The sequence below is a fragment of the Streptomyces sp. NPDC051677 genome (genome assembly GCF_044453465.1).
GTDB lineage: Bacteria > Actinomycetota > Actinomycetes > Streptomycetales > Streptomycetaceae > Streptomyces.
The window spans coordinates 38,572-54,391 of sequence record NZ_JBITCT010000013.1 but is presented as its reverse complement, the minus strand read 5'-3'; the positions used below and the strand labels follow the sequence as shown (position 1 = coordinate 54,391).

The following is a 15,820-nucleotide window of genomic DNA, read 5'->3' as shown; positions in this document are numbered from 1 at the left end:
AGGAATTCGGCCCTGTCGGAGGACGAAGTGAGTCCGGTTGACCCTTCCGAGGGCTTGACACCTGTGTGAACATGTTCAAAAGAGGCAGGCGCGGACGTTTCGTGGCCGGCCCCGAGGATGCTTCAACGGCCGCCTCACGGAGGCCCTCCAGACCCGGAGAGGCAGCTCACGCGGCATTGACAACGGCACCCCCTGGGCACAGGTTCCCGTTCGGCGCCATGACGTGGATCACGCGAGCCGCGGAGGATAGCACACACCCTTCACAAGCTTGTGAAGGGGCGCACGAGCGACCCCCCTGGAGCGGGTGGATACTCGATGGCATGAGCACCACGGAGCGTCCCAGGATCCTCGTAGTAGGCGGTGGGTACGTAGGCCTGTACGCAGCTCGGCGCATTCTCAAGAAGATGCGCTACGGCGAGGCGACCGTCACGGTCGTCGACCCCCGGTCGTACATGACCTACCAGCCCTTCCTCCCCGAAACCGCCGCCGGCAACATCTCCCCGCGTCACGTCGTCGTCCCGCTGCGACGCGTGCTGCCCAAGGCGGAGGTTCTCACCGGCCGGGTCACCACCATCGACCAGGACCGCAAGGTCGCCACGATCGCCCCGCTGGTCGGCGAGGCGTACGAGCTGCCCTTCGACTACCTGGTGATCGCGCTCGGCGCGGTCTCCCGCACCTTCCCGATCCCCGGCCTCGCCGAGCAGGGCATCGGCATGAAGGGCGTCGAGGAGGCCATCGGCCTGCGCAACCACGTCCTCGAGCAGCTGGACAAGGCCGACTCCACCACCGACGAGGAGATCCGCCGCAAGGCGCTCACCTTCGTCTTCATCGGCGGCGGGTTCGCCGGCGCGGAGACCATCGGTGAGGTCGAGGACCTGGCCCGCGACGCGGCCAAGTACTACAAGACCGTGTCCCGCGAGGACATGCGGTTCATCCTCGTCGACGCCGCGGACAAGATCCTGCCCGAGGTCGGCCCGAAGCTCGGCCAGTACGGCAAGGAGCACCTGGAGAGCCGGGGCGTGGAGATCTACCTCTCCACCTCGATGGACTCCTGCGTCGACGGCCACGTCGTCCTGAAGAACGGCCTCGAGGTCGACTCCAACACGATCGTGTGGACCGCCGGCGTCAAGCCCAACCCGGTCCTGGCCCGCTACGGCCTCCCGCTGGGCCCCCGCGGTCACGTCGACACCGCCCCCAGCCTCCAGGTCCAGGGCACCGACTACATCTGGGCCGCCGGCGACAACGCCCAGGTCCCCGATGTCGCCGCCCGCAAGGCCGGCGTCGAGAACGCCTGGTGCCCGCCGAACGCGCAGCACGCGCTGCGTCAGGCGAAGGTCCTCGGCGACAACGTGATCTCCGGTATGCGGGGCTTCCCGCAGAAGGACTACGAGCACTCCAACAAGGGTGCGGTGGCGGGCCTCGGCCTCCACAAGGGCGTCGCCATGATCGTCATGGGCAAGATGAAGATCAAGGTCAAGGGCCGCCTCGCCTGGTACATGCACCGTGGCTACCACGGCATGGCGATGCCGACGTGGAACCGCAAGATCCGCGTCTTCGCCGACTGGACCCTCGGCATGTTCCTCAAGCGCGAGGTCGTCGCCCTCGGCGCCCTGGAGTCCCCGCGCGAGGAGTTCTACGAGGCCGCGAAGCCGGCCCCGGTCGCCGCCGCCAAGCCGGCCGCCGAGAAGAGCGAGAAGGCCGAGAGCGAGAAGGCCAAGGCCTCCTGACCTCGGTCACCCGGCCTGCGGTCCCCTGACCGCCGGTCACCGACACCCCCGAAGGGGCCGTCCGCCATCCGTGGTGCGGGCGGCCCCTTCGGCGTGTCCGCCGTCATGTCGCCGTCAGGCCGCCGCCGCCGTGCCGCCGGGCGGGCGTCGAGTTTGCGCAGCTGTAACGCGCATGGGGGACTGCGCTGCGGCTTCGCTGGTGTTTACGTGGTGTCAGGACATTCCGGGATCACCGTCACGGAGGTGTGCATCATGGCTGACGCCGCGCCGCGGCTCCATGCGCTCGTCGAACAGTTGCTGGGGGCCCCGCTCCCGGTACGCGTCCGCGCCTGGGACGGTTCGCAGGCTGGCCCGCCCGACGCGCCCGTTCTGGTCGTACGCAACCGCAGGGCCCTGCGTCGTCTCCTGTTCAAACCGGGCGAACTGGGCCTCGCCCGCGCCTGGGTGGCCGGCGACCTGGAGATCGAGGGGGACCTGTACGTCGCTCTCGACCTGCTCTCCGGCCTCGTCTGGGAACGCGGCGAGGACGCCCGTACCCTCGCCCAGGCCCTGCGCGACCCCCGGTTCCGCGCGGCCGTGCGGGGGCTGGTGCAGCTCGCCGGGCTCCCGTTGCCGCCCGCCCCGCCCCGCGAGGAGGTCCGCAGAGTCCGTCATCTCCACACCCGCCGCACCGACAGACGCGCCATCAGCCACCACTACGACGTCGGCAACGACTTCTACGAACTCGTCCTCGGCCCGTCCATGGTCTACTCCTGCGCCTACTGGGAGTCCGGCGACGAGAGCCCCGAGAGCACCCTGGAGACCGCGCAGCGCGACAAGCTCGAACTCGTCTGCCGCAAGCTCGACCTGGGGCCCCAGAAGCGGCTGCTGGACGTCGGCTGCGGCTGGGGTTCCCTCGCCGTCCACGCGGCCCGCGAGCACGGCGCGAACATCGTCGGGATCACGCTGTCCCAGGAGCAGGCGGCGTACGCCCGCAAGCGCGTCGCCGACGCCGGGCTCACCGACAAGGTCGAGATCCGCGTCCAGGACTACCGGGACGTCACCGACGGCCCCTTCGACGCGATCTCCTCCATCGGAATGGCGGAACACGTCGGTTCCGCGAAGTACCTGGAGTACGCACAGGTCCTGTTCGCGCTGGTCGGACCGGGCGGCCGGCTGCTCAACCACCAGATCGCCCGCCGCCCGCAACGCGACGAGTCGACGTACGACGTGGACTCGTTCATCGACGCCTACGTCTTCCCGGACGGCGAACTCGCCCCCGTCGGCACCACGGTCACCCAGCTCGAACGCGCCGGCTTCGAGGTCCGCGACGTCGAGTCGATCCGTGAGCACTACGCCCTCACCCTGCGCCGCTGGGTCGCCCGCCTGGAGGCCGGCTGGGAGCAGGCCGTCCACCTCACCGGTCCCGGCCGCGCCCGCGTCTGGCGGCTCTACATGGCCGCCTCCGCCGTCGCCTTCGAACGCAACCGCATCGGCGTCAACCAGGTCCTGGCCGTCCGCACCCCCGAGTCGGGCGCCTCCGGCATGCCCCTGCGCGCCCGCACCTGGAACTGACGACCGGACAGCAGGGCCCGGCGCCGTACGTACGGTGCCGGGCCCGACCGATCTCTCTGCTCCCCCTTGCCTGCGCTACTCCGACTTGATCGCGGCCAGCATGTTCAGCCGGGACGCCCGCCGGGCCGGCCACAGCGCCGCCAGGATGCCGACCCCGGCCGCCAGCACCAGGAAGAGGACCATCCGGCCCCACGGCAGGACGAGCTCGTACGTCGCCATCTTCGTGCCGATCAGCTCACCGGCCGCCCAGCCGAAGAACACGCCGAGGCCGAGGCCGAGCACCCCGCCGAAGAGCGAGATGACGAGGGACTCCAGGCGGACCATCCGCTTGACCGAGCGCCGGTCCAGGCCGATGGCGCGCAGCATGCCGATCTCCTGGGAGCGCTCGAAGACCGACATGGCGAGGGTGTTGATGACGCCGAGGACGGCGACGATCACGGCCATCGCGAGCAGCCCGTAGAGCATGTTCAGCATCAGCGTGAACATCTTCGCGACCTCGTTGGACAGGTCCTTCTTGCTCTGCACCTTGATGGCCGGGTTGGCGCCGAGGGCCGTCTCCAGCTTGTCCTTCGTGCCGTCCGAGGCGCCGTCGGAGGTCTTGACCAGGACCCGCCGGTCGGCCGGGTCCTCCAGGTGCGGGGTGAGGGCGGAGTTGTCGAGGAGGATGCCGTCGATGAGCTCGTTGCCCTCGAAGACCGCGGCGACCGTCAGCTGCTGCTTTTTGCCGTCCTCGTAGTTCATCGTGAACGACGAACCGGCCTTCCAGCCGTGGGACTTGGCGACGTCCTCGTCGACGGCGACCTGCGAGCCGCCCACCTCGAACGCGCCGTCGTCGACCTTGAGGTCGGTCAGCTTGCCGATGGTGGAGCCGGTGACGCCGGTGAGGTCCTCGGTCGTGCCGTCGATCCTGCCGTACCCGGCCCGCATCGGGCTGGTGGCCGTCACCCCGTCGGTGGCCTTCAGCTTCTGGTCGATGTCGGCGGAGAGCTCGTTGCCGTTGGCCATCGACACGACGTAGTCGGCGCGGATGGCGGAGGACGCCATCTTGTCGATGGCCTGCTGCAGGCTGCCCGCCATCACCGTCATGCCGGTGATCAGGGTCAGGCCGATCATCAGAGCGGAGGCCGTGGCCGCGGTCCGGCGCGGGTTGCGCACCGAGTTCTGCCGGGCCAGCTTGCCGGACACCCCGAAGATCCGCAGGACGGGGGCGGCGGCCGCGATCAGCGGACGCGACAGCAGCGGGGTCAGGATGAAGACGCCGATGATGAGCAGGCCCGCGCCCAGTCCCATGGGGGCCTGGCCGTCGCTGCCGTCCATCGTGGTCGCGGCCAGGATCACGGCGACGCCCGCCGCCGAGAACAGGGCGCCGAGGGTGTTGCGCAGGACGAGCGACTTGGTGGTGGCGGTGGCGTGCACGCTGCTCATGGCCGCCACCGGCGGGATCTTCGCGGCCCGGCGGCCGGGCAGCCACGCGGCCAGCATGGTGATGACGACGCCCACGACGAGGGCGGCGGCGATCGTGCCGGGCGAGACGACGAGCGGCCCGTCGGGGACGGTCGCCCCCAGCGTCCCCAGCAACGAACGCAGTCCGGCCCCGATGCCGATGCCGGCGACCAGGCCGGTCACCCCGGCGACCGTGCCGACGACGAACGCCTCGATCAGCACCGACCGCGTCACCTGGCGGCGCGAGGCCCCGACGGCCCGCAGCAGCGCGAGCTCCTTGGTGCGCTGGGCGACCAGCATGGTGAAGGTGTTGGCGATGATGAAGGTGCCGACGAAGAGCGCGATTCCGGCGAAGACCAGCAGGCCCTGCTTCAGCCCGCTCATCGACGCGGAGATCATCTCGGCCTGGTCGTCGGCGAGCTGCTTGCCGGTGGTGGTCTCCACCTTGCCCTTCGGCAGGGCCGTGTCGAGGGCCGTCTTCAGCGCGCTCTGCGAGGTCCCGGCGGCGGCCTTCACGTCGATCTCGTCGTAGGTGCCGGGCTTGCCGAACAGCTGCTGGGCGGTCGCCGTGTCGAACAGGGCGAGGCTGCCGCCGGCGGTGACGTTGCCGTCGTCGGTGGTGAAGACGCCGGTGATCTTCGGGGTGAGGACGGGGCCGTCGACGGAGATCCGCACCGTGTCGCCGACCTTGTACCCGGCCCGCTCGGCGGTCTTCGAGTCGATGAGCACCTCGCCCCTGCCGCTCGGCGTGCGCCCCTCGGCGAGCGGGTACCGGGCGTCCTTGTCCCCCCAGTAGTTGCCGCCCTGCGACTGGAAGCCGCCGCCGATGAGCTTGCCGTCCTTGTCGGCGATGGCGGTGAAGCCGTTGACGACCCCGACGGCGGACGCGGCGCCCGGGACCTTCGCGCTGCGCTCCAGCAGGGCCTGGGTCAGCTCGGGCGTCTTGCCGATGCGGTCGTCGACGTCCGGCTGGGCCAGGGCGGTGACGGCGACGTCGACCTGGTCGAAGCCCTTGGCGGAGCTGTTCTGCAGGGCGTTGGAGAGGGTGTTGGTGAAGACCAGGGTTCCCGACACGAAGGCCACGCCGAGCATCACGGCGAGCACGGTCATCAGGAGCCGGGCCTTGTGCGCGAGCACGTTGCGCAAGGCGGTACGGAACATGGGTGTTGTCTTCTCAGTCCTGCTCGTCGACGAGCGGTCGGTCCCGGTGGGGGATCAGCTGGTGCGGCCCTTGGCGTCGAACTCGGGGGTCCGGGGGTTTCCCCCGGAAAGACCCAGCATGCGGTCCAGCACGGAGTCCGCCGTCGGCCCGTACACCTCGTCGACGATGCGCCCGTCCGCGAGGAAGATCACCCGGTCCGCGTAGGCCGCCGCCACCGGGTCGTGGGTCACCATCACCACCGTCTGGCCCAGCTCCCGCACGGAGTTGCGCAGGAAGCCCAGCACCTCGGCGCCCGAGCGCGAGTCGAGGTTGCCGGTCGGCTCGTCGCCGAAGACGATGTCCGGCCGGGACGCCAGGGCGCGGGCGACGGCGACCCGCTGCTGCTGACCGCCGGAGAGCTGTGAGGGACGGTGGCCGAGTCGGTCGGCGAGACCCACCATCCGGATGACCGTTTCCAGCCACTCCTTGTCCGGCTTGCGGCCCGCGATGTCCATCGGGAGGGTGATGTTCTCGATCGCCGTCAGCGTCGGCAGCAGGTTGAACGCCTGGAAGATGAACCCGATCTTGTCCCGGCGCAGTTTCGTGAGCTGCTTGTCCTTCAGCGAGCCGAGCTCGGTGTCGCCGATGCGCACAGAGCCGGAGGAGAAGGCGTCGAGGCCCGCCACGCAGTGCATCAGGGTGGACTTGCCGGAGCCCGAGGGCCCCATGATCGCGGTGAACTCGGCCTGCCGGAAGTCGACCGAGACCCGGTCCAGGGCGACGACCTGTGTCTCGCCCTGTCCGTAGATCTTCGACAGGTCCGTGGCACGCGCGGCCACTGCGGTGGTGCGCTCGGCGAGGGGGCTGGTGGTCACGGGCGTGAACTCCTGTCGGGACGACGGCATGGCGGGACGGTGTGTCTTGGGGACGTGAACCATCGTCCCGGCGGTCGGCCGTCGTGTAGTCAGCCGCTGTTCTGGTTCCGAAGGCAGACTCGAGTCGGACCAGCGACCGCCGTGTCATACCTGGGGATGACCCGCGCCCCCTACGCGCCCTTGAGGCCGCCCAGTCGTTGAGCACGTGTCAAGAACCGGTGGAGCACCCTTGTTCTGGCGGTGAAATTCCGTCATTCCGCATACGCAAGCGGTTGCCGCGCGCGAGGCTACTGGCAAGTGCGGATGGCCAGTTCCATGTGCTGATGCACCCTCAGACGTCAATAAAATAAGACAACATCGGGTCTGCCCGTCCGCTGTTCGGGGGACGGATCCCGATAGGGTCGGAAGCTCAAGCGGAGCCCTCGGCCTGCCCAGATGGTGGAATGCAGACACGGCGAGCTTAAACCTCGCTGCCCCTTCGCGGGCGTGCCGGTTCAAGTCCGGCTCTGGGCACTTCCGACGCCTCGTCGATCGCTGCATCCTCCCTTGAGGTATTGACCGCCTCGACCGTTGACACCCGTGGTGCGGGGGCGCAGACTCACATCGAAAGTCAGTGAAGAAAACTTCACTATGCGAACAGCGATCAGCGAACAGCACTCCGAAGGGAACGCCCGATGCGCACGACCGTCGGCATCGTCGGCGCCGGCCCCGCCGGCCTCCTCCTCGCCCGTCTGCTCCACAACGCCGGCATCGACTCCGTCGTGCTGGAGAGCCGCGACCGGGCCTACGTCGAGCACCGGCAGCGCGCCGGGATCCTGGAGCAGGGCACGGTGGACGTGCTGCGCGCGGCCGGCGCCGGGGAGCGCATGGACCGGGTGGGGCTGCGCCACGACGGCATAGAGCTGCGGTTCGCACGGCAGCGCCATCGCGTCGACTTCCCCGCCCTCACCGGGGGCCGCTCGGTGATGGTCTACGCCCAGACCGAGGTCTGCAAGGACCTCATCGCCCTCCAGTTGGCGGAGGGCGGCCCGCTGCTGTTCGAGACGGAGGCCCTGGCCGTCGAAGGCGCCGACACCGACTGCCCGCGCATCCGCTTCCGCCGCGGCGGCGCCGAGGGCTCCGAAGGCGTCGAGGAAATCCTGGAGTGTGAGTACGTCGTCGGCTGCGACGGCTTCTGGGGCGTCTCACGGAAGGCGATCCCGGCCGAGCTGACCCGTGTGTTCGAACGGACGTACCCCTTCGGCTGGCTCGGCATCCTCGCCGATGTGCCGCCCTCCCACGACGAGCTGGTCTACGCCCGCCACGACCGCGGCTTCGCGCTCCTGTCCATGCGCTCGCCGTCCGTCTCCCGCCTCTACCTCCAGGTGCCCGAGGGCACGGACGCCGAGACCTGGGGCGACGACGAGATCTGGGACGAGCTGGAGCGCCGTTTCGAGACGGACGACGACTGGAAGCTGGAGCGCGGCCCGATCACCCAGAAGTCGGTCACCCCGATGCGCTCCTACGTCCACGAGCCCATGCGGCACGGCCGGCTCTTCCTCGCCGGGGACGCGGCCCACATCGTGCCGCCGACCGGCGCGAAGGGGTTGAACCTCGCCGTCGGGGACGTCGTCACGTTCGCGCGGGCGCTGACCCACCAGCGGGAGACGGGCTCCTCCGACCTCCTCGACGGCTACTCCGAGACCTGCCTGCGGCGTGTCTGGCAGGCCGAGCGGTTCTCCTACGACATGACGACCCTGCTGCACCCCGCCCCCGACGCCACCCCCTTCGAGGCGCGCCTCCAGCTCGCCCGCCTGGAGCGGATCGCCTCCTCCCGCGCCGCCGAGACCGACCTGGCCGAGGCGTACACCGGGTTCCCGTTCGGGTGATCGGACGTGACGTGTCGGCCGGTCTCCGACTGGTTCCGGACAGGTAGCAGGTTGGTCATGAATGAGGGCCTCCCGTGCCGGGAATCACGCTGCCGCGTAGCGTGTTGCGCAGCACAAGAGGGAAAGATCCTCCTCAAGCACTAGGGTCAATCCTTTGCCTACCTATTACCCTTGAGCCCAAGGCGACGCACTGTGGCCATGGAGGAGTGAAATGCAGAGCAGAAACCCGGTCTTCTCGCGACGGGGGTTCAGCCGCGACAACGGCTACGCGGGCTTCAACGCACAGGCCGGGGGACCCGCTGGCGGCACGCAGGCCAACCCGTACGCGCAGGGCGATCCGTACGCCCAGCAGGCGGGCAACCCCTACGCGCAGAACCCTTACGCCCAGCAGGGCCTGCAGCAGGGCGCACCGCCGCAGGCCCCGGCCGCCACCGGCCGGATGACCATGGACGACGTCGTCGCGCGCACCGCGACCACGCTCGGCACCGTGGTCGTCACCGCGGTGCTGGCCTGGCTGCTGCTGCCCGTCGACGAGGCCAACCTCGGCAAGTCGTACGGCATCGGCATCGCCGCCGCCCTGGTCGCGATGGTGCTGGCCTTCGTCCAGTCGTTCAAGCGCCGCCCGGCGCCCGCGCTGATCCTGTCGTACGCCGCCTTCGAGGGCGTCTTCCTCGGTGTGATCTCCAGCGCGGTGTCCACGTACATCGCGGACGGCGTGGTCGCCCAGGCGGTGCTGGGCACGATGGCGGTCTTCGCCGGTGTGCTCGTGGCGTACAAGGCGGGCTGGATCCGCGTCAACCGCCGCTTCTACGGCTTCGTGATGGCCGCCGCGCTCGGTTTCGTCCTGCTGATGGTCGTGAACCTGCTGTTCTCGGTGTTCGGCGGCGGTGACGGCCTCGGCTTCCGCAGCGGCGCCCTGGGCGTCGTGTTCGGCGTCATCGGCATCATCCTCGGCGCCTGCTTCCTCGCCCTGGACTTCAAGCAGGTCGAGGACGGCGTCGCGTACGGCGCCCCGCGCGAGGAGGCCTGGCTCGCCGCCTTCGGCCTCACCATGACGCTGGTGTGGATCTACATGGAGTTCCTGCGGCTCCTGTCGATCCTGAACAGCGACTGACCCGCCGAGCGGCAGCGCGAGACAGCACGAAGGGCCCCGGGATTTCCGATCCCGGGGCCCTTCGCCATGGCCGTGGTGTGACGTGACGTGTGCGCGCTAGAGCAGTTTGCGCGCGGCCCTCCTCAGGTCGTACTCGTGGATGATCGCCTTGGCGTGGCCGTACGCGAGGTTGTGCTCGGCGCGCAGCCAGCTGACCTTCTCCTCGAAGCGGAGAGCGGGGCCTTCGTCGACGGTGCGCAGCCAGTCGGAGACTTCACGACCGGTGCAGTGGGGGATGCGGGCCAGTATGTTGCGGTGGGTCTCCTCGGAGAGGACATGGGACATCGGCGCCTCCGGTTGCAAAGGGGATGTAAGCCGGTCCTTCAGGTCACGGTGCCTGAGTGTTCGCCTGTTGGCAACAGTCCCGGTCGGACGCGTAGTCTCGCGGCGTGGTGGATACGACGTCCCTGACCCGTGCGGTGGATCACTTCGCCGATCGTCTGCGTGCCGCTCCGCAGAGCCGGCTGCAGAGAAGCGCTGCCGCGCAGGCGCTGGGACTGGCCCGGGAGTTGGCCGCCTGGGCGCAGCGCATCGAGGACCCCGGGGTGGAGCCCCGGGAGATGCCCGACGCCGGGATGTTCGCGGCCGCCGATCAAATCACCGTGGCCGTGCACGATTTGGCCCTCGTCCTCTCGGACGAGGGCCAGGTGGTCGAGGCCGTGCGGTTGGTGCAGGAGGCGCAGAAGCGGGCCGGGGTGTGAGCGCGGTGCGGGGGGCGCGCGGGTGCGGGTCTTCGCGCTGCCGGAGCGGAGCCTCTAGAGGCTCGCTATGACCCGGTCCGCCAGGATGTAGACGTTCTCCTCGCCGCACGCGAAGGTCAGGGTGTAGGCGCCCGAGATGCCCGAGCCGCCCAGCAGGAACGGGCTTTCGCCGGCCGTGAGGGCCGTGGCGAGACGTTCCGCCGTCTCGCGGTGGCCCGGGGTCATGCACAGGGTCGTGCCGTCGGCGAAGACGTAGACGTCGAGGGTGCCGAGCGGGCCCGGGCGGACGTCGGTCAGCTCGATGCGGGACGCGGCCAGTTCCTCGAGGGTGGCGACGGTGCGTTCGTGGTCGTTGACCATCGGTGACTGCACCGGCACGAAGTCCGGGTGGGACGGGTGGCGGCGGCGGGCCGCGGCCAGTTCGGGGGAGTCCCCGGCGAACTCGTCGGCGTCCGGAGCCGGCTCGGTCACCGGCTCCAGGGGCTCCAGGCCCACGAAGTCGCTCTGTCGGGGCAGGAACAGCTCGCTGTCCGGCAGGCCCAGCAGGGAGGGGGCGTCGGAGGCGTCACGCGCCTCCTGGGCGGCCCAGAAGGCACGCGCCTCGGCCAGCTCCCGCTCCCGCTCCTCCGCGAGCGCCTCGGCCACCGCGGCGCGTATCTCAGCCGTGTCGGCGGTCGTGCGGGCGGCCGGAACCCGGCCGCGCAGCTCCGCGGCGTGGTTCTCGGCGAGCTGGGTGTGCAGGGCGGCGACCTGTCGGCGCAGCTGCAAGAGGGTGCGCAGGACGGCGACGCCCACGGCGCCCGTGGCGGCCGTGGTGACCAACAAGGCGATCGGCATGGCGCTCACTGACGTACTCCCGGTTCAAAGTCGACCCCCGACTTCCTACATCAGCTTGAAGGGTGGACTATCCAGCTGTCAGTGCGTAACGTCACGAAACGGACAGGACTTTGGGCCTGAGGTTTGGTGCTGAACCGCGCTGAGCTGCGTAAATCCCTCCGGGAGGGAGATAGGTCACATCCTGGGGGAGATTGGATCACAAAACGGCCCGGAGTCCAGGTGCATTCCGGACTCCGGGCCGTCAACTCACCGTCGGTGCCCTCACGGTCACCGAGAGGTTCAGCTGAGGCGCTCGATGACCATCGCCATGCCCTGGCCGCCGCCGACGCACATCGTCTCCAGGCCGAACTGCTTGTCGTGGAACTGGAGCGAGTTGATGAGCGTGCCGGTGATGCGGGCGCCCGTCATGCCGAAGGGGTGGCCGACGGCGATGGCGCCGCCGTTGACGTTCAGCTTGTCGAGGTCGATGCCGAGGTCGCGGTAGGAGGGGATCACCTGCGCGGCGAACGCCTCGTTGATCTCGACCAGGTCGATGTCGTCGATGGTGAGGCCGGCGCGACGCAGCGCCTGGTTGCTCGCGTCCACCGGGCCGAGGCCCATGATCTCGGGGGAGAGGCCGGAGACGCCGGTCGACACGATGCGGGCGAGCGGGGTCAGGCCGAGCTCGCGGGCCTTGGTGTCGCTCATGATGACGACCGCGGCGGCGCCGTCGTTCAGCGGGCAGCAGTTGCCGGCGGTGACCAGCCCGTCCGGGCGGAACACCGGCTTCAGGCCCTGGACGCCCTCCAGGGTGACCCCGGCGCGCGGACCGTCGTCCTTGGAGACGACCGTGCCGTCGGGAAGGGTGACGGGGGTGATCTCGCGCTCCCAGAAGCCGTTCTTGATGGCTTCCTCGGCGAGGTTCTGGGAGCGGACGCCGAACTCGTCCATGTCCTGGCGGGTCACGCCCTTGGAGCGGGCCAGGTTCTCGGCGGTCTGCCCCATCGCGATGTAGGCGTCCGGGACGAGGCCGTCCTCGCGCGGGTCGTGCCAGGAGGTGCCCTCCTGCTCGGCGACCGCTGCCGTGCGGGCCTCGGCCTCGGCGAAGAACGGGTTGCGCGTGTCCGGGAGGCTGTCGGAGTTGCCCTTGGTGAACCGGGACACCATCTCGACGCCCGCCGAGATGAAGACGTCGCCCTCGCCGGCCTTGATGGCGTGCAGCGCCATGCGGCTGGTCTGGAGCGAGGAGGAGCAGTAGCGGGTGACCGTGCAGCCGGGGAGGTGGTCCATCCCCATCTGGACGGCCACGATGCGGCCCAGGTTGTTGCCCTGCTCGCCGCCGGGCAGACCGCAGCCGAGCATCAGGTCGTCGATGTCCCTCGGGTCGAGCTCGGGGACCTTGGCGAGGGCCGCCTGGATGATCGTGGCGGTGAGGTCGTCCGGGCGCAGGTCCTTCAGGGAGCCCTTGAAAGCGCGGCCGATGGGCGAGCGGGCGGTCGAGACGATGACGGCTTCGGGCATCACGGCTCCATTGGCGAAAGGGTTCCGTACGGACACGGCTGCTTGGGAAGTTACCGGGCCGTATGGCTTGGGTCACGTGGGTTGCGGTGTGACCCTGACCGCACTTTCTAAGCGCTTGCTTGGGTCTCGGGCGGTGGGGCGGCAGATGTGCGGGTGGGGCGGCGCCCCGGCCCGGGGGCTGTGCCCCAGACCCCCATCGGCCTGAAGGGCCTCGTCCTCACACGCCGGACGGACTGATCTGCTCCGCCTCCGAGACCTTCCTGCGCCTGCGCCGCTTCAGCAGGGCCCACGGGCCCCGTGGCCCCGTCGGCATCGCCGCGGTGACTTCCGTGCCCGCCTCCGACGCCGCTTCCGCCGCTGCTCGGGCCACCGGCAGGAAACCCTCGCGGCGGGAGACGTCCGGGCGCTCCTCCTCCGCCGGCCACAGGCCGAGGGCCGCGCAGACCGTGGGCAGCACCGCCATCGCCGCCGTGGCGTACCCCTCCGCCGACGGGTGGTAGTGATCGGGACCGAACAGCTCGCGCGGGTTCGCCTCGAACTCGGGGCCCAGCAGGTCGCCCAGCGACACCGTGCGCCCGCCCTGCTCGACCGTGCCGATCGTCTGGGCCGCCGCCAGCTGGCGGGACGCCCGGCGGGCCAGCCAGCGCAGGGGCTGCTGGACCGGCTCGATCGTGCCCAGGTCGGGGCAGGTGCCGACGACGACCTCCGCGCCGGCCGTGCGCAGCCGCCGTACCGCGGCGGACAGGTGACGGACCGAGCGGGTGGGCGGCATGCGGTGGGTGACGTCGTTCGCGCCGATCATGATCACGCAGATGTCGGGCACCCGATCGGAGTTCCCGAGGACCAGCGCCACCTGCCGGTCCAGATCGTCGGACTGGGCGCCCGGGAGCGCCACGTTGCGCAGTTCCACGGGGCGTTCCGCGACCGCTGCCAGACCGGAGGCCAGCAGGGCGCCCGGGGTCTGTCCGGAGCGGTTCACGCCCTGGCCCGCCGCCGTGGAGTCGCCCAGCAGCGTCAGCAGCAGGGGTTCCTTGCCGGGGCCGGGGGCGTCGTAGGCGTGGCCGTAGCGGCCGTCCGCCTGCGGGACGTGCGGATGCGCCCCGTTGTTGACCTGGCGGCGCGCCAGATGCACCTCCGCCAGTACCAGTCCGACCGCCGCCGCCCCGGCCAGCCCGATGCCGCCGCCGCCGTAGGCCGCGCCGGCCGCGATGCGCCGGGCCACTCTCGCCCTCGACATGCTCGTCATGCCTCGACGCCACCTCCTCGTGTCCGTACACCCACTCCTTGCCCCGTACGGACCGTCGCCCAATCTCCACCAGGAGTGAACCTGCCGCCCCGGCCGCGACCTGGCCCGTAGGCTGGCTTCACCACTACGACCACAGTTTTTGCAAGCAACCGGAGACAACGGTGCGATTCCACGACTCGATGATCAGCCTCGTCGGCAACACCCCGCTGGTGAAGCTCAACAGCGTGACCAAGGGCATCCAGGCCACCGTCCTGGCCAAGGTGGAGTACTTCAACCCGGGCGGTTCCGTGAAGGACCGCATCGCCCTGCGCATGATCGAGGCCGCCGAGCAGAGCGGGGAGCTCAAGCCGGGCGGCACGATCGTCGAGCCCACCAGCGGGAACACCGGGGTCGGGCTGGCCATCGTGGCGCAGCAGAAGGGGTACAAGTGCATCTTCGTGTGCCCCGACAAGGTGTCCACGGACAAGATCAACGTGCTGCGGGCATACGGCGCCGAGGTCGTCGTCTGTCCGACCGCCGTGGACCCGGAGCACCCGGACTCGTACTACAACGTCTCCGACCGGCTGGTGCGTGAGACGCCGGGCGCGTGGAAGCCCGACCAGTACTCCAACGCGAACAACCCCCTCTCCCACTACCACTCCACCGGCCCCGAGCTGTGGGAGCAGACGGAGGGCAGGATCACCCACTTCGTGGCGGGCGTCGGCACCGGCGGCACCATCTCCGGCACCGGCCGCTACCTGAAGGACGCCAGTGAGGGCCGGGTGCAGGTCGTCGGCGCCGACCCCGAGGGCTCTGTGTACTCCGGCGGGTCCGGGCGGCCGTACCTCGTCGAGGGCGTCGGCGAGGACTTCTGGCCGACCGCCTACGACCGGACCGTCGCCGACGAGATCGTCGCGGTGTCCGACAAGGACTCCTTCCAGATGACCCGCCGGCTCGCCAAGGAGGAGGGGCTGCTGGTCGGCGGCTCCTGCGGGATGGCCGTGGTCGCCGCGCTGCGGGTCGCCGAGCGGCTCGGCCCGGACGACGTCGTGGTGGTCCTGCTCCCCGACAGCGGTCGCGGCTACCTCTCCAAGATCTTCAACGACGAGTGGATGGCGGACTACGGCTTCCTGGAGGACGAGGGTCCCAGCGCCCGCGTCGCCGACGTCCTCAACGACAAGGCGCACGGCTCCATCCCGTCCCTCGTCCACATGCACCCGGACGAGACCGTCGGCCAGGCCATCGAGGTGCTGCGCGAGTACGGCGTCTCGCAGATGCCGATCGTGAAGCCGGGCGCCGGTCACCCCGACGTCATGGCGGCGGAGGTCGTGGGCTCGGTCGTCGAGCGCGAGCTGCTCGACGCGCTGTTCACCCAGCGGGCCTCCCTGTCCGACCCCCTGGAGAAGCACATGTCGGCCCCGCTGCCGCAGGTCGGCTCCGGGGAGCCGGTCGGCGACCTGATGTCGGTGCTCGGCAGCGCCGACGCGGCGATCGTCCTCGTCGAGGGCAAGCCCACCGGGGTCGTCAGCCGCCAGGACCTGCTCGCCTTCCTGGCCAAGGGCGGGAAGTAACTTCCGGGGGCCGGGAGCCGGAACCTCCGGGAAACCTCCGGTGAACGGCCCCTTCGGGCGGGGAACTTCCGTTTGTCTACCGAAACAGTGGACTTCGCGGAAGTGGTACGAGCGCGTCACGTCCGCGCAGCACTCGCTTAACACGCGTCCTGCATATTTGTGGATGTCGGCAGGCGGGAGCGGCTCCCCGCCCCGCCGACACCAAAACGGCGTCACGGACCTCCG

Annotated in this window: 12 protein-coding genes and 1 tRNA gene; 7 read left to right on the top strand and 6 right to left on the bottom strand. The window is 70.1% G+C overall.

Going from position 1 to position 15,820, the window contains the following annotated elements; all coding sequences use genetic code 11:
* Positions 1-320: 320 nt before the first annotated feature.
* Both ACIBAF_RS17405 and ACIBAF_RS17400 read left to right on the top strand, forming a co-directional pair.
* Positions 321-1,727, top strand: a complete 1,407-nt coding sequence (locus ACIBAF_RS17405) for an NAD(P)/FAD-dependent oxidoreductase (RefSeq protein ID WP_399464085.1) — start codon at positions 321-323, stop codon at positions 1,725-1,727.
* 252 nt (positions 1,728-1,979) lie between these two features.
* Positions 1,980-3,281: a class I SAM-dependent methyltransferase gene (locus ACIBAF_RS17400; RefSeq protein WP_399464084.1), complete on the top strand. Its 1,302-nt coding sequence runs from the start codon at positions 1,980-1,982 to the stop codon at positions 3,279-3,281.
* Positions 3,282-3,356: 75 nt separating this feature from the next.
* Here the strand turns inward: ACIBAF_RS17400 and ACIBAF_RS17395 are convergent, their stop codons facing one another.
* Both ACIBAF_RS17395 and ACIBAF_RS17390 read right to left on the bottom strand, forming a co-directional pair.
* On the bottom strand, positions 3,357-5,885 hold the full coding sequence (locus tag ACIBAF_RS17395; RefSeq protein WP_399464083.1) for an ABC transporter permease: 2,529 nt from the start codon (positions 5,883-5,885) through the stop codon (positions 3,357-3,359).
* Positions 5,886-5,939: 54 nt separating this feature from the next.
* On the bottom strand, positions 5,940-6,740 hold the full coding sequence (locus ACIBAF_RS17390; protein ID WP_399464230.1) for an ABC transporter ATP-binding protein: 801 nt from the start codon (positions 6,738-6,740) through the stop codon (positions 5,940-5,942).
* 429 nt (positions 6,741-7,169) lie between these two features.
* Between ACIBAF_RS17390 and ACIBAF_RS17385 the strand changes: the two genes are divergently transcribed.
* The 3 genes from ACIBAF_RS17385 to ACIBAF_RS17375 all read left to right on the top strand — a co-directional run bounded on the left by ACIBAF_RS17385 (position 7,170) and on the right by ACIBAF_RS17375 (position 9,722).
* Positions 7,170-7,253, top strand: a tRNA-Leu gene (locus tag ACIBAF_RS17385).
* 161 nt (positions 7,254-7,414) lie between these two features.
* On the top strand, positions 7,415-8,608 hold the full coding sequence (locus ACIBAF_RS17380; protein ID WP_399464082.1) for a 4-hydroxybenzoate 3-monooxygenase: 1,194 nt from the start codon (positions 7,415-7,417) through the stop codon (positions 8,606-8,608).
* Between the two features lie 211 nt (positions 8,609-8,819).
* On the top strand, positions 8,820-9,722 hold the full coding sequence (locus ACIBAF_RS17375; protein ID WP_399464081.1) for a Bax inhibitor-1/YccA family protein: 903 nt from the start codon (positions 8,820-8,822) through the stop codon (positions 9,720-9,722).
* A 96-nt stretch (positions 9,723-9,818) separates the two neighbouring features.
* Here ACIBAF_RS17375 and ACIBAF_RS17370 read toward each other — a convergent pair whose 3' ends face one another.
* On the bottom strand, positions 9,819-10,046 hold the full coding sequence (locus ACIBAF_RS17370) for a DUF4287 domain-containing protein (RefSeq protein WP_069768564.1): 228 nt from the start codon (positions 10,044-10,046) through the stop codon (positions 9,819-9,821).
* 104 nt (positions 10,047-10,150) lie between these two features.
* On the opposite strand from ACIBAF_RS17370, the gene ACIBAF_RS17365 reads away from it, so the two are divergent.
* On the top strand, positions 10,151-10,462 hold the full coding sequence (locus ACIBAF_RS17365; protein WP_399464080.1) for a hypothetical protein: 312 nt from the start codon (positions 10,151-10,153) through the stop codon (positions 10,460-10,462).
* A gap of 54 nt (positions 10,463-10,516) precedes the next feature.
* Here ACIBAF_RS17365 and ACIBAF_RS17360 read toward each other — a convergent pair whose 3' ends face one another.
* The 3 genes from ACIBAF_RS17360 to ACIBAF_RS17350 form a co-directional block, all read right to left on the bottom strand.
* Positions 10,517-11,308, bottom strand: a complete 792-nt coding sequence (locus tag ACIBAF_RS17360; protein WP_399464079.1) for a hypothetical protein — start codon at positions 11,306-11,308, stop codon at positions 10,517-10,519.
* A 270-nt stretch (positions 11,309-11,578) separates the two neighbouring features.
* On the bottom strand, positions 11,579-12,799 hold the full coding sequence (locus ACIBAF_RS17355; RefSeq protein WP_399464078.1) for an acetyl-CoA C-acetyltransferase: 1,221 nt from the start codon (positions 12,797-12,799) through the stop codon (positions 11,579-11,581).
* A gap of 217 nt (positions 12,800-13,016) precedes the next feature.
* Positions 13,017-14,045: an SGNH/GDSL hydrolase family protein gene (locus tag ACIBAF_RS17350; protein ID WP_399464077.1), complete on the bottom strand. Its 1,029-nt coding sequence runs from the start codon at positions 14,043-14,045 to the stop codon at positions 13,017-13,019.
* A 161-nt stretch (positions 14,046-14,206) separates the two neighbouring features.
* On the opposite strand from ACIBAF_RS17350, the gene ACIBAF_RS17345 reads away from it, so the two are divergent.
* Positions 14,207-15,595: a cystathionine beta-synthase gene (locus ACIBAF_RS17345; protein WP_079661810.1), complete on the top strand. Its 1,389-nt coding sequence runs from the start codon at positions 14,207-14,209 to the stop codon at positions 15,593-15,595.
* Positions 15,596-15,820 lie beyond the last annotated feature (225 nt).